Genomic DNA, 15,369 nt, shown 5'->3' with positions numbered 1-15,369 from the left:
ATATTCACATGAAAAACAAGATTTCTACCGGGGCGCTCTTCGCCATGCTTCTGCTAATGGTTATGCTTCCCCGAACAGGACATTCACAAGAGATCGATCCCAATGCTTATTACGAAATCGTAAGTAGTAACAATCTGGTTCTCGACAATCAAGACAGCGAAGATGACGGGACGCAGATATTCATCAACAACCGCGTGGAGAACCGGATGTCGCAGGTGTGGCAACTGACGACTCCCGGCTATGGGGTCTATAAGATCTGCACGCCCCTCTCCGAAAAATGCGTAGACAACAACAACACGAAAGAACCGGGTCCGGTGATCCAGTGGGACAATGGAGCGGCCAATATGAACCAGTTCTGGAAACTCACGAAGGTAGGCGAAAACACCTACACGTTCACCAGTATTGCCAACGGGCTGAACCTTGGTATTAGCGACGACGGACAGCCGGGGAAAGCGGCTCTCCAGCTTGCCGCCGATTCGACCAGTGCCAGACAACACTGGACGCTGCGCCGGTCGAATCTCAAAATAGACAAGGAAGCCCTGCGCGGATCGAGCGACAACGATTGGGAGAACGAAACCATCTTTGCCGTTAACAAGGAGCCGGGACATACGACCTACGTGCCTTTCCCTTCCGTCGAGAGCCTGAAAAGTTCGCCAGATTACCGGAAAGCCTGGATCCGCCCGAACTCGCCGCGTTACCAACTGCTGAACGGCAACTGGAAGTTCAACTGGGTGAAACAGCCGTCCGAACGTCCGGTGGACTTCTACAAACCGAACTACGACGTAGCCGGCTGGAAAGAGATACCGGTTCCCTCCAACTGGGAAATGTATGGATACGGTACTCCGATTTATACGAACATCACCTATCCGCACCGCAACAATCCTCCTTTCATACAAGGCAAGAAAGGATATACGATTATGGACGAACCGAACCCGGTAGGCTCCTATCGCCGGGACTTCAACATTCCGGACGACTGGAAAGGGAACGAAATCTTCATCCATTTCGACGGAGTCTACAGTGCGATGTACCTCTGGGTGAACGGGAAGAAAGTCGGTTACAGCCAGGGTGCGAACAACGACGCTGAGTTCAATATCACGAAATATGTAAAGCCGGGCAAGAACGTGCTGGCGGTCGAAGTATATCGCTGGAGCGACGGCAGCTATCTGGAAGATCAGGATATGTTCCGCCTGAGCGGTATTCATCGGGATGTGTACCTGTTTGCAACTCCGAAGCTACGGTTGCGCGATTACTATCTGACTTCGACTTTCGCCGGTGACGATCTGGGAAAAGCGACATTCAACGTCCGGACGAACGTGATGAATTACGGCAAACCGGTGGACGAAGCAGTTGTCGATATCACGCTGCTGGACCAGGACGGCAAGCAGGTCGCTTTCATATCCGACGTAGTCAAGGATATCAAAAAAGGACAGGAAGCGGTCAACACTGCCAGCGTGGAAGTCAGGAACCCGCACTTATGGTCTGCCGAAACCCCTTACCTCTACACCGTCATCCTGGATCTGAAGGACAAGACCGGGCAGACGCTCGAGGCGATGACAACACAATTCGGTTTCCGCAAGATCGAGATCAAGGACAAGCGGGTGTATATCAACAACGAACAGGTATTCTTCAAGGGCGCCAACCGTCACGACATCCATCCGCAGCACGGGAAAGCCGTCCCGGTCGAATCGATGATCGAAGATATATTGCTTTTCAAACGCTATAACCTGAACACGATCCGCACCAGCCACTATCCGAACGACGCCAAGATGTATGCGTTGCACGATTATTACGGCATCTACGTGATGGATGAAGCCGACATCGAGTGCCACGGCAACCATTCCATCAGCAACAAGGAAAGCTGGCTACCCGCCTATGTGGACCGTATGGTTCGCATGATCGAACGGGACAAGAACCATACGTCCGTCATCTTCTGGTCGATGGGTAACGAATCCGGCGACGGCAAGAACTTCGACACGGTATATAAGGAAGCCCGCAAACTCGACCCGCGTCCGATCCACTATGAAGGTAAGAACCGGATCGCCGATATGGACTCCCGCATGTATCCTTCCATCGAATCGATGAAGGAACAGGACGAGCAAAAAAGCGACAAGCCGTTCTTCCTCTGCGAATATGCACATGCCATGGGCAACGCGATCGGTAACCTCGACGAGTATTGGGATTACATCGAGAATCATTCCTGCCGCATGATAGGCGGTTGTATCTGGGACTGGGTGGACCAAGGTATCAACAAATACGGTGAACTGCCAAACCGTTACTACTTCGGCGGTGGTTTCGGCGACAAGCCGAACGACTTCGACTTCTGCTGTAACGGAATCGTGACTCCTGATCGCCAGGTGACACCGAAATTGATTGAGGTGAAGAAAGTGTACCAATACATCAAATTCAAACCGGTAGACCTGAAGGCGGGTAAAGTGAAGTTGGAAAACCGCTATGATTTCCTGAACCTGGATCAGTTCGATTTGCAATGGCAATTGTTAAAAGACGGCCAAGTGGTCGAATCGGGTGTATTATCGTTAGGCAACGTAGCTCCGAACAAAAATATCGAAGTGACGATTCCTTATAAAACAGCTTTGGATGCGGGCAGTGAATACTTCCTCAATCTGTCGGCCCGATTGAAAAAGGATTGTAATTGGGCGAATGCCGGACACGAAGTGGCATCCGAACAATATCCGTTGACCGGTAAGGTGTCTGTAGCTCCTGTCGACAGGACTTTCAACGACACGCTGAAAGTGGAAGAAGAGAAGGGGCAGATCGGTTTCCGGGCTCCGGGATTCTTCGTTGCCTTCAATCCGGAAACAGGGAAGATGATCTCCTTGCGTTATGCCGGCACGGATATGATCTATAATAAGGAAGGATTAGACCTCAACTGGTTCCGTGCGATGGACAACGACAAGCGGGATTATCTGCCGACAGCCATCACGAAACAGGCATTCGACTGGAAACAATCCGATGATAAAAAATCGGTGACTGTTACCACGAGCCATGAAGCCGTCGTAGGCAGCGGAGCGAAAAAAGTGGTACTGCCGTTCGAAATCACTTATACGGTCTATGCGAGCGGTACGGTCGATGTGGATGCGACTTTCAAAACCGGCAACGATTTCAACCTGCCTCGCCTCGGCCTCAAGGTTGCCTTGAACCCGACGCTCGAAATGGTGGAATGGTATGGACGGGGCCCGATCGAGAACTATTGGGACCGCAAGAATGCAGCCTATGCCGGCCTGTACAAGAACACCGTGACCGGAATGGAAGAAGCCTACGTGCGTGCCCAGTCAATGGGAAACCGCGACGACGTACGCTGGCTGACGCTGAAAAGCCTCGACAACCAAGGCATCCGGATCACGTCTAAAGATCACCTGAACTTCAGTGCGCTCCACTTCACCGATCCGGAACTGTGGGGATTGACTTACGGGCACGACCTCGACAACATCCGCCGTGCCGAAGTGATTCTGAGCCTCGATTGCATCCAGCGCGGTATCGGTAACGGTAGTTGTGGCCCAGGCCCACGTCCGCATTATGAAATAGAAAAGAACAAAGACTATTCATACTCGTTCCGCATAGAGAACGCTAAATAATCATTGGACTTCAGTCCTGTTTCTAAATAAATACATCTGTTGATTATTTAATAGAAATGGGACTGAAGTTCCTACAAAAGCATTACTTTTAGACCACATCAAAAATGAAGAAGATTTTGTTCACCGCAGGGCTTGCTCTACTTGCATGGGGATCGACCAGCATGGCGCAAAGCATGTATTTCAGCAATAGTAAAGAATGGCTCCAAAAGGCGGAAGCCTGCCGGCCGGAACTGAGTTATCAAACCATTTCTCCTGTAAAAGTCGTCCGTTCCGTACAGGATACAAAAGCCTTTCAGGGTTGGCGGATGGAAGAAGCCGGCGAGACGGACATCCTGTTCAACGAGCCTTTTAAGAAGCACCCTGGCATCATACTGGATTTCGGTAACCACTACACCGGTTTCCTGACCTTCTCAATCAAGCCGTCCGGATTAACAGCCGCCGATGCTCCCGTCCGACTCAAATTTACATTTGCAGAAGTACCGGGCGAGTTGAACACTCCGCTCGAACCCTATAAAGGTGGCCTGGCCCGCTCCTGGATACAAGACGAGATCGTTACGATCACGAGCGTTCCCCATGAGATGACCATTCCGCGCCGTCTGGCAGGCCGTTACCTGAAAATCGAATTGCTCGGCATATCCGGCAGCTTCGATTTCGTATTCGACAACCTGACGTTTAAGGCACAAACATCGGTCACGAATGAAGCCCCCGCCCTGGCCCAGACAACCGAACCGCTGATACGGGACATCTACAAGGTCGGCCTGAACACCCTGAAAGAATGCATGCAGACGGTCTATGAAGACGGACCGAAACGCGACCGCCGCCTGTGGATCGGCGACCTCTACCTCGAAGCGTTAGCAAATGCCTACACGTTTAAGAACCATGAACTGACGAAACATTGCCTGTACCTGTTAGCAGCATTTGCCAATAACGAAGGTTTGCTGCACGCGACCTTGTTAGAAAAGCCGAAACCACATCCGCAATACGGCACTCACACGCTGGACTATTGCCTCATATATAATGTAGCCCTGCTTGAATACCTGAAGGAAACCGGCGACAAGGAAACGGCCGACGACCTCTGGCCTGTCGCTATCCGCCAGATCGAAATGGCTCTCCGCCAGTTCTCGCCGGAATGGATTTACGATATGGACAAGCAACCTCAATACTGGCTGGTATTCGATTGGAAAGACGGCTACGACCGGCAAGCATCCATGCAGGGACTGACCATCTTCGCTCTACAACAAAGCTATGAACTGGCTAAAATGTTAGGCAAAGTAAAGGAGGCCGGCGAATGGCTGACAATCGCCGACAAGATGAAAAAAGCCGCCCGACAGCACTTCTACGACAAGAAGCGGGGCGTAATGGTCAGCGGCAAAGACAAGCAGGTTTCTTATCTGTCCCAGGTATGGATGATCCTGTCCGGCACGCTGAACAAGAAAGAGGGAGCTAAAGCAATGACGACCGTCATGTCCATGCCCGATGCCTGCTATCCGGGTTGCCCCTATGCGTATCATTATGTAATAGAAGCTCTTCTACAATGTGGAATGTCGCAGGAGGCCCGCAACCTGATTACGGATTACTGGGGCAGTATGGTGAAACAGGGAGCCGATACCTTCTGGGAAGTCTATGACCCGAACAATGACTACCTTTCCCCCTACGGCTTTTTTGTCATCAACAGCTATTGCCATGCCTGGAGCTGTACTCCGGTCTATTTCATCAATAAATATCCGGAAATTTTCCAGAAATAACCTTTTAAAACCCAAAAATTGGTCGGCGCAGGTCGTGCCGGCCACTTTCACCCCCAAAAGCTCACCGCATAGGTCACGCCGACCATTTCCAGCTTTCCCAAAAGCTATCCCGACTTGAGACAGGAATTTGCAAAAGGCAAACTTACAAAAACAAAGATAAAATAGGTACTATGATTACTATTTACAACATAAGACACCCTTATTTGTTATAATCCATCACATACATAATATTTTTACACATCAGGACACTATTTATAGATTTAATATATCAAAACGCCTTATATTTGCATCATAATAAAACAAAAAGCTATAATAAGTAAAATAACAGCAATAAAATGACAGAATCAATCAGGTTTACAAAGATGCATGGAGCCGGAAACGACTATATATACGTGAATGCAATGGCTTTTCCGGTCCGGAACCCGGAAGAACTTGCCATCAGGCTGAGTGCTCCTCATACCGGGATCGGCTCGGACGGACTGGTTCTGATAGGTTCGTCGAAGATTGCCGACTTCAGCATGCGTATTTTCAATGCGGACGGTTCCGAAGCCATGATGTGCGGAAATGCCTCCCGTTGTATCGGCAAATATGTATATGACAAGAGATTGACGGACAAAAAAAACGTTACGCTGGAAACATTATCCGGCATCAAGGAATTGCAACTGACCACCCGGCAGCTTTCCGGTTCCCGCGAAGAGGTTACCGAAGTGACGGTCGATATGGGCTGTCCGGTAATAGGTGAAACGACCCTTGAAATAGAAGCCGGAGGCAATTTTTATACAGGAACGGTCGTCTCGATGGGGAATCCGCATCTCGTCATTTTTGTTGAAGATATCACGAATATAAATCTGCCGGTCATCGGGCCTTTATTAGAATGCCATCCGCTGTTCCCGAACCGGACGAATGTCGAATTTGTTCAGGTATTAAGTACAAACAAAGTACGGATGAGGGTTTGGGAACGCGGGTCCGGCATTACGCAAGCTTGCGGAACCGGAGCCTGTGCGACAGCCGTAGCAGGCGTGGTACGCGGGAAAACCGGACGGAAAACCAAAGTCGTCATGGATGGAGGCCCCCTCACCATCCGTTGGGACGAAAATTCCGGACATGTCTATATGACCGGTGGAGCGGTCAAGGTATTCGAGGGAGAACTGGAAGTATAAACACAACAAAAAACAATTGATAAAGTATGGCACTGATTAATGAACATTTCCTGAAGCTACAAAACAACTACTTGTTCTCGGACATCGCAAAGAAAGTAAACAGTTTTAAGGTTACCCATCCGAAAGAGAAGATTATCCGTATGGGCATCGGCGATGTTACACAACCGTTAGCCCCTGCCGTCATCGAAGCCATGCACAAGGCGGTCGATGAAATGGCAAGTAAGGACACCTTCCACGGATACGGTCCCGAACAAGGCTATCCGTTCCTGATAGATGCCATCATCAAGAATGATTACGCCAGCCGCGGTATCTTTCTTGAACCGGGCGAAGTGTTCGTAAGCGACGGTGCCAAAAGCGACTGTGGAAATATCGGTGACATGCTTCGCCACGACAACAGTATCGGTGTGACAGACCCGGTCTATCCGGTATATATCGACTCGAACGTGATGAGCGGACGGACCGGAACGCTGGAAGACGGTAAATGGAGCGATGTGGTCTACATCCCCTGCACGGAAGCCAACAACTTCGTGCCCGACCTGCCCAGCCGTCGCGTAGACATCATTTATCTCTGCTACCCGAACAACCCGACCGGAACGACGCTCACGAAAGAGGAACTGAAGAAATGGGTGCACTATGCCCTTGCCAACGACTGCCTGATCATGTACGACTCGGCTTATGAGGCCTACATCCAAGATCCCAATATTCCCCACTCGATCTACGAGATCAAGGGTGCGAAGAAGGTGGCGATCGAGTTCCGCAGCTTCTCTAAAACGGCAGGTTTCACAGGTGTGCGTTGCGGTTACACGGTTGTCCCGAAAGAGTTGAACGCCTTTACCCTGGCAGGCGAACGGGTTCCGCTGAACCGGATGTGGAACCGTCGTCAGTGCACGAAGTTCAACGGTACGAGCTACATCACCCAACGGGGTGCCGAAGCTGTTTACAGTCCGGAAGGTAAAACGCAGATCAAGAAAACGATCGATTATTATATGACAAACGCCCGTATCATGCGGGAAAGCCTCCGGAGCTGCGGTCTGCGGGTATATGGTGGCGAAAACGCCCCTTACATCTGGTTGAAAACACCCGACGGACTCTCCTCCTGGAAGTTTTTTGACAAGCTGCTTTATGAAGTCAATATAGTAGGGACCCCCGGTGTGGGGTTCGGACCCAGCGGCGAGGGTTTTCTCCGCCTCACCGCTTTCGGAGACAGAGACGACACGTTGGAAGCCATGGCCAGGCTGAAGAAGTGGTTGCTCTGAATTAACTGTCGATGCAGAAGGGGGAGAAACTGCGCAAATCCTCTCCCCCACACATGTCCTGATTGCAAGGAAGCATAGGCAAAGTTTTAAGGTTATCCAACAGAAAGAACATGATGAAAACAACGACTTTCAAGCGGACGGTTTTGTCCGCTACGGCTCTACTTATGTCCTTTTCGATCAGACTCTTTCTCGTTGCCGGTATTCACCCAAGCTATTATTGCTCCCGAACATGACGATGTATTTTTAGTTTTCGGCATATCGCTGTAAACCAGTAATAAAGTTTAGGTTATCAAATAAAAAGAAAAGGAATCGTATAGAAAGGCCCGCCGGGTTTATTGATTTTATAGAATGTTATACCACAACCATCCCTGACTAAGACGGCGAGCGTTCTATACACCTTTTCCACAGTATTAATCCGGGTGAGACATCACCCAAACTCTTTAAGGTTATGAAAAAGATTGAAGCTATTATTCGTAAGACCAAGTTCGAAGAAGTGAAAGAAGCACTTCTCGATGCAGACATCGAATGGTTTTCGTACTACGACGTAAGAGGTGTCGGCAAAGCACGACAGGGACGTATCTACCGCGGCGTGGTCTATGACACGAGTTACATCGAACGTACGCTGATTTCCATCGTCGTCCGAGACAAGAACGTAGAGAAGACAGTGCAAGCCATCATCAAAGCAGCCCAGACAGGCGAGATCGGTGACGGACGCATCTTCGTCATTCCAGTGGAAGATTCCATCCGCATCCGTACTGGGGAACGCGGCGACATAGCACTCTACAATGCGGAACAGGGGAGATAGATAATGTGCCAATTAATATGACAAGCTCGATCTTTCCCATTGGCATATTGGTAAATTAATCAATTAAACAAACAATTACAATGGATACTACATATACAATTACAGACTTAGCCCTATCGCTCGATACCGTATGGATGCTGCTTGCAGCCATGTTAGTATTTTTCATGCAGCCGGGATTCGCCCTTGTGGAGGCGGGATTTACCCGGACCAAGAACACGGCGAATATATTGATGAAGAACCTGCTCGATTTCATGCTGGGATCGTTGCTGTTCTGGACCGTTGGTTTCGGTATCATGTTCGGGGCAGGTGGTTTCGTCGGGATGCCTCATTTGTTCAACCTGAATTTCTATCATTCCCAATTGCCGGTCGAAGGATTCCTGATCTTCCAGACGGTATTCTGCGCGACAGCCGCCACAATCGTTTCCGGTGCGATGGCGGAACGGACCAAATTTTCCATGTACCTGGCATATACCATCCTGATCAGCGTGTTGATTTACCCCGTCAGCGGTCACTGGACCTGGGGTGGCGGCTGGTTGATGAACGGTGAAGAGGATAGTTTCATGATAAAAACGTTCGGGACTGTCTTTCACGATTTTGCCGGTTCCACAGTCGTCCATTCTGTAGGCGGATGGGTTGCCTTGGTGGGTGCGGCTATCATCGGACCTCGCATCGGCAAATACGGGAAAGACAAAAAATCACGAGCCATACCCGGCCATAGCCTGACGCTGGCTTGTCTCGGTGTATTCATCCTGTGGTTCGGCTGGTTCGGGTTCAACCCCGGTTCGCAGTTGGCAGCGGCCGGCGAGGGGAACCGTACGGCGATTGCGCATGTATTCCTGACAACCAACCTGGCAGCCTGTGCCGGTGGATTCACTTCCCTGATCGTTGCCTGGTTGAAGTACAAGAAACCATCTCTCTCTCTGACGCTGAACGGCGTATTGGCCGGATTAGTCGGTATCACTGCCGGTTGCGACCTGGTTTCTCCGGCCGGAGCGGCCATTATCGGCATCATCTGCGGGGCGGTGATGATCTATGCGGTCGACTTTATCGACCATGTCCTGAAGATAGACGATCCGGTAGGCGCCTCTTCCGTGCACGGTGTTTGCGGTTGCCTCGGAACCATCCTGACGGGGCTGTTCGCTACCGAAGAAGGTTTTTTCTACAGCGGCAGCGCAAACTTCCTGCTGGCACAGTTGTTCGGGGCGGTGATAGTAGGCTGCTGGGCTGCCGGAATGGGGTTCGTAGTCTTCAAAGGGCTTGATATCGTACACGGCCTCCGGGTTCCGGCTCGTGTCGAAGAAGAGGGGCTGGACATTTACGAACATGGCGAAACGGCTTACAATAGCTAACGGGAGGTTGTACCTAAATCCCGTTTAATCAATACAAAATATGATCCTGGATCAAGTCCGGGATCACAAAATTTCAATCGACATCTAAAAACAATAAAGATTATGTCAAAGTTAAGATTCAGAGTAGTAGAGACAGCCTTCAAGAAACGGGCTGCAGAAGTACCGGCGCCTGCCGAACGTCCATCCGACTATTTCGGGCAGAACGTATTCAACCGGGCGAAGATGTTCAAATATCTTCCCGAAAAAGCGTACGAACGGATCACGGACTGCATCGACAACGGCGCTCCACTCGATCGCGAAACAGCCGATGCCGTAGCTGCCGGCATGAAAAAATGGGCGATCGAAATGGGAGCCACCCACTACACGCACTGGTTCCACCCGCTGACCGAGGGGACGGCCGAGAAGCATGATGCTTTCGTCGAACACGATGGCAAGGGCGGCATGGTCGAAGAGTTCTCCGGCAAGCTGTTGATCCAGCAGGAACCCGATGCATCCAGTTTTCCGAACGGCGGTATCCGGAACACATTCGAGGCACGCGGTTATTCCGCTTGGGATCCCTCCTCTCCCGCTTTTATCGTAGGCGATACGCTCTGCATCCCGACTGTCTTCATCGCTTATACCGGCGAATCACTGGACTACAAAGCCCCGTTGCTGAAAGCCCTTGAAGCCGTCAACAAGGCTGCCACAGACGTTTGCCACTACTTCAACCCGGATGTAAAGAAAGTGTATGCCTATCTGGGCTGGGAACAGGAATATTTCCTGGTAGACGAAGGCTTGTATGCCGCACGTCCCGACCTGTTACTGACAGGCCGTACGCTGATGGGACACGAGAGTTCAAAGAACCAGCAACTGGAAGACCACTACTTCGGCGCCATCCCGACCCGTGTCATGGAGTTTATGAAGGACCTGGAAATCGAATCGCTCAAATTAGGTATTCCGTTGAAAACACGCCACAATGAAGTGGCCCCGAACCAGTTCGAACTGGCTCCCGTTTTCGAAGAATGCAACCTGGCGAATGATCATAACCTGCTTGTAATGGCTCTGATGCGCAAGATCAGCCGTAAGCATGGCTTCCGTGTCTTACTACACGAAAAACCGTTCAAAGGCGTAAACGGTTCCGGCAAGCACAACAACTGGTCACTGGGAACCGACACAGGCATTCTCCTGATGGCTCCGGGCAAGACACCGGAAGAAAACCTCCGCTTCATCACCTTCATCGTCAATGTGCTGATGGCTGTCTACCACCATAACGGATTATTGAAAGCCAGCATTTCGAGCGCCACCAACGCCCACCGCTTAGGGGCCAACGAGGCACCTCCCGCAATCATTTCCAGCTTCCTCGGAACACAGTTGTCGAAAGTCTTGGAACATCTCGAAAAAAGCGAACCGGAAGACCTGATGCTGGCAGGCAAGCAAGGCATGAAGCTCGACATCGCCCGCATCCCCGAACTGCTGATCGACAATACCGACCGTAACCGTACCTCGCCTTTTGCCTTCACCGGCAACCGCTTCGAATTCCGTGCCGTAGGCTCCGAGGCCAACTGTGCTTCCGCCATGCTCGCCCTGAACGCAGCCGTAGCCGAACAGTTGAAGACATTCAAAACCGAGGTCGATGCAAAAATTGCCGATGGCAAGGAAACATTCGCCGCCATCCTCGAAGTGCTCCGTAAAGACATCAAGGAATGCAAGGCGATCCATTTCGACGGCAACGGCTACAGTGACGAATGGAAAGCCGAAGCGGCCCGTCGTGGCCTGGACTGCGAAACAAGCGTGCCGGTGATCTTCGACAACTACCTGAAAGAAAGCAGTGTCCGGATGTTCGAATCCACCGGTGTCATGACACGTAAGGAACTGGAAGCCCGTAACGAAGTCAAATGGGAAACCTATACGAAGAAAATCCAGATCGAAGCCCGCGTACTCGGCGACTTGGCGATGAATCACATCATCCCGACCGCCACCAGATACCAGACTTCCCTGATCGACAACGTCTACAAGATGAAAGACCTTTTCCCTGCCGATAAGGCTTCCGTCCTTTCATCCCGCAACCTGGAAATCATCGAGGACATCGCCAACCGTACCAACTTCATCAAAGAAAAGGTAGACGAAATGGTGGAAGCCCGCAAAGTCGTCAACAAGATCGAGAGCGAACGCGAGAAAGCAATCGCTTACCACGACAAGATCGTCCCGATGCTGGAAGCCATCCGCTACCACATCGACAAATTAGAACTGGTGGTCGACGACCAGATCTGGACATTACCGAAATACAGGGAACTGTTATTTATCAGATAGTTTTTTGTTGATTGTTTTGTGTTTGCAAGGGGAGCATGCTGCGAAGTATGGCTCCCCTTCTTTTTTATTACAAAGGAATTATATACCTTTGGAGCATAATCAAAAAGAAAAGAGTTTACGCCATGACGGCAATGAAATTGCAACAATGGAAACGATTGCCGTCAGAACCCCGACAAACTCAAAAAACCTATAAGACAAACATAAACGAATATGAACTACGGATTTATAAAAGTTGCCGCCGCCGTACCGCATGTACAGGTAGCGGATTGTTTTTATAATATAGAAAAAATAGAAGGGTTGATGCGGCAAGCATCGGAAAAAGGCGTGCAGATCATCGCTTTCCCCGAACTATCCGTCACCGGCTATACCTGCCTCGACCTCTTCGCCCAGCAGACGCTGCTCGATGGCGCAGAAGCGGCTTTGCTCAGACTGCTCAACGATACGGCCGACTTGGATATCCTGACCATTGTCGGCGTTCCGCTACGGACGGAAAACCGGCTGATCAATGCCGCCGTTGTCTTCCAGAAAGGAGTCATACGGGGAGTTGTCCCTAAGACATATTTGCCCAACTACAAAGAATTCCAGGAACAACGCTGGTTCACATCCGCCACGGAACTTCGGGAATCGACGATTTCCATCGGGGAAGAAGAATCTCCGATGGGCAGCCACCTGCTGTTCCGTTCGGGACGGCTGACTGCCGGCATCGAGATATGCGAAGACCTCTGGGTTCCCGTCCCCCCCAGTTCCCTGCTGACGATGGAAGGAGCCAACATCATCTTCAACCTCTCTGCCAGCAACGAGCTGATCGGCAAGCACGCCTACCTGCGTTCGCTGATCTGTCAGCAGTCCGCCCGTTGCATGGCAGGCTATGTCTACGCCTCTTCCGGCTTCGGCGAATCGAGCACCGATCTCGTCTTTGCCGGTAATGGGATCATAGCCGAGAACGGCAACCTGCTTGCCGAATCTCCCCGTTTCACGATGGAAGAACAACTTGTCATCAGCGAGATCGACCTCGACACCTTACAGAACGACCGCCAGGTAAACACCAGTTTCATGTATGGCGCACCCGGACTGCTGAAGAAAGAAACACAAACCATAGATTTCCAGCTCCCGCATCCGGATAGATGCTATCTGACCCGCCCGGTCGACCCGCACCCGTTCACTCCTTCCGGCGATGCGCTGAAAGAACGCTGCGAGGAAATCTTCCAGATACAGGTTGCAGGGCTGGCCAAACGGATCGTCCACGCCCATGCCCGGACAGCCATCATCGGCATATCCGGCGGCCTCGACTCCACCCTGGCACTGCTTGTGACCGCCATGACTTTCGACGCCCTGAAGATGCCGCGCGAACAAATCATCGGTATCACGATGCCCGGCTTCGGCACGACCGACCGCACCTATACCAACGCCTGCGACCTGATCCGCTCCCTCGGTGTCACACTGAAAGAGATCTCGATCAAGGAAGCCTGCCTGCAACATTTCCGCGATATCGACCACGACCCGTCCGTCCACGACGTGACCTACGAAAATAGCCAGGCTCGCGAACGGACCCAACTACTGATGGACGTCGCCAACCGGGAAAACGGCCTCGTGATCGGGACCGGCGACCTCTCCGAACTGGCACTCGGTTGGGCGACCTATAACGGTGACCACATGTCGATGTACGGTGTAAACGGCAGCATCCCGAAAACACTGGTCAAATACTTGGTCGAATGGATCGCCGACAACAAGGTGGACGAATCGTCACGCCTCACCCTACTGGACATCGTCGACACGCCGATCAGCCCCGAACTGATCCCGGCTGACGAGAACGGCAACATCAAACAAAAGACAGAAGATCTGGTCGGTCCTTACGAACTGCACGACTTCTTCCTCTACCATTTCCTGCGTTTCGGTTCCCATCCGTCCAAAATCTATTTCTTGGCACAGAAAGCATTCTCAGGCCTCTACGACAATGCTACGATCAAGAAATGGCTCTACATCTTTTTCCGCCGCTTCTTCCAACAGCAATTCAAACGCAGTTGCCTGCCGGACGGTCCCAAGGTCGGCTCCGTCAGCCTTTCGCCGCGTGGAGATTGGCGTATGCCGAGCGATGCAGTGTCGCGACTTTGGTTGGAAGAAATAGAACGAATCAAAGTATAGTTACCGGGCCGATTCATCCAGCAAAAATGATTTTATTGGTTTTCATTGTTTTATTGATAGCTATGACCGTTTGGAAATGGTCAATAAAACAATGAAAACCTATTATTTAACGTGAGTTCGATATAATTTGCACCCGGTTTCTTTTCTGTTGAAGAACATGAAAGCAAAATGGTAAAAAGCTGTTTGCTATAGAATAAGCAAAGCAACCGCATCAAAATTTCCCAAGGCTGTGATCTGCATACGAAGTTTTCTGCAAATCATCTGTCACTCTATCACCATAAAGTATGTATCCATTGATATTCAAGCATTATAAGAAGTGATACATGACGTTTTTCTCTATCACTTTTCTATCACTCCTCTATCACTCCTGAAACATGGCATTTTTATCGTATGATTGAAAAACAGCATATTGCCTTCTTTTGCTTTTGAAAAAAGCATATAAAACAATCAGACAAACAAATGTAAAAACGAATACAATAGGTGTTAAATTGGCAGAATGCGGTTCTTCATTCCACAAAAGCCCTCTCTTTTTTAGCAAGAAACAAGCACATAATCCCGCAGACACCCCCATGTCGACACCCTTTACACCCGGGTGTACCGGATCTCTACACCCGGGTGTAAAAAGGGGCAACAGAGGGATGTCCGGCAACTAAAGTACCTTTCCGGACCATGGGAACTACTCGGTTTTACATATTTTATAGTCGTTTTTACATAAAATAATCGAGTGATTTGCAGGAATGAGAATAGGGTGCTTGTTGTATGTATTATTCGCAATATGCTTATATACAGTTTTTTATAAACATAATACATGTTTTCGTACCAAATTACCTGTGATAGGGTAGTAACACTGTTGTGATACTTTAGTGATAGAGAAAACAGGTATGTATCACTACGGAACAAACTGAATATCAATCGGTAAAGATGAATTAGTGATACAGTGACAGAGAAATGGGAAAAACTTGGGTTCTTCGTCATTTTCGGGGCAGCAAAATATGCTAACCGCCTTTATCTATGGACTATGCCAGCTTAT

8 protein-coding genes are annotated in these 15,369 nt (G+C 50.3%); all 8 read left to right on the top strand.

The window, feature by feature from the left end:
* The first annotated feature begins 8 nt into the window (after positions 1-8).
* The 8 genes from RDN79_RS16710 (at position 9) to RDN79_RS16675 (ending at position 14,339) form a co-directional block, all read left to right on the top strand.
* Entirely contained in the window at positions 9-3,593 is a 3,585-nt protein-coding gene (locus tag RDN79_RS16710; RefSeq protein ID WP_298553197.1) for a glycoside hydrolase family 2 TIM barrel-domain containing protein, read from the top strand.
* Positions 3,594-3,697: 104 nt separating this feature from the next.
* The gene (locus RDN79_RS16705; protein WP_298553198.1) at positions 3,698-5,338 is read left to right on the top strand and encodes a glycoside hydrolase; all 1,641 of its coding nucleotides are present in this window, start codon (positions 3,698-3,700) and stop codon (positions 5,336-5,338) included.
* A gap of 335 nt (positions 5,339-5,673) precedes the next feature.
* On the top strand, positions 5,674-6,498 hold the full coding sequence (gene dapF / locus RDN79_RS16700) for a diaminopimelate epimerase (protein ID WP_298553200.1): 825 nt from the start codon (positions 5,674-5,676) through the stop codon (positions 6,496-6,498).
* A gap of 26 nt (positions 6,499-6,524) precedes the next feature.
* Positions 6,525-7,754 (top strand): LL-diaminopimelate aminotransferase, encoded by a 1,230-nt coding sequence (locus RDN79_RS16695; protein WP_298553203.1) that lies wholly within the window; start codon positions 6,525-6,527, stop codon positions 7,752-7,754.
* A gap of 448 nt (positions 7,755-8,202) precedes the next feature.
* Positions 8,203-8,559 carry a P-II family nitrogen regulator gene (locus RDN79_RS16690; protein ID WP_298553204.1) on the top strand — a complete coding sequence of 119 codons (357 nt, stop codon included), beginning with the start codon at positions 8,203-8,205 and terminating at the stop codon, positions 8,557-8,559.
* A gap of 80 nt (positions 8,560-8,639) precedes the next feature.
* On the top strand, positions 8,640-9,908 hold the full coding sequence (locus RDN79_RS16685; protein WP_308573286.1) for an ammonium transporter: 1,269 nt from the start codon (positions 8,640-8,642) through the stop codon (positions 9,906-9,908).
* Between the two features lie 102 nt (positions 9,909-10,010).
* Positions 10,011-12,197: a glutamine synthetase III gene (locus RDN79_RS16680; RefSeq protein WP_298553205.1), complete on the top strand. Its 2,187-nt coding sequence runs from the start codon at positions 10,011-10,013 to the stop codon at positions 12,195-12,197.
* Between the two features lie 210 nt (positions 12,198-12,407).
* The gene (locus RDN79_RS16675; protein WP_298553207.1) at positions 12,408-14,339 is read left to right on the top strand and encodes an NAD(+) synthase; all 1,932 of its coding nucleotides are present in this window, start codon (positions 12,408-12,410) and stop codon (positions 14,337-14,339) included.
* Positions 14,340-15,369: the final 1,030 nt, after the last annotated feature.

It is taken from the genome of uncultured Parabacteroides sp. (genome assembly GCF_902493135.1).
Classification (GTDB): Bacteria; Bacteroidota; Bacteroidia; order Bacteroidales; family Tannerellaceae; genus Parabacteroides.
This window is presented reverse-complemented; position numbering and strand designations above follow the sequence as displayed.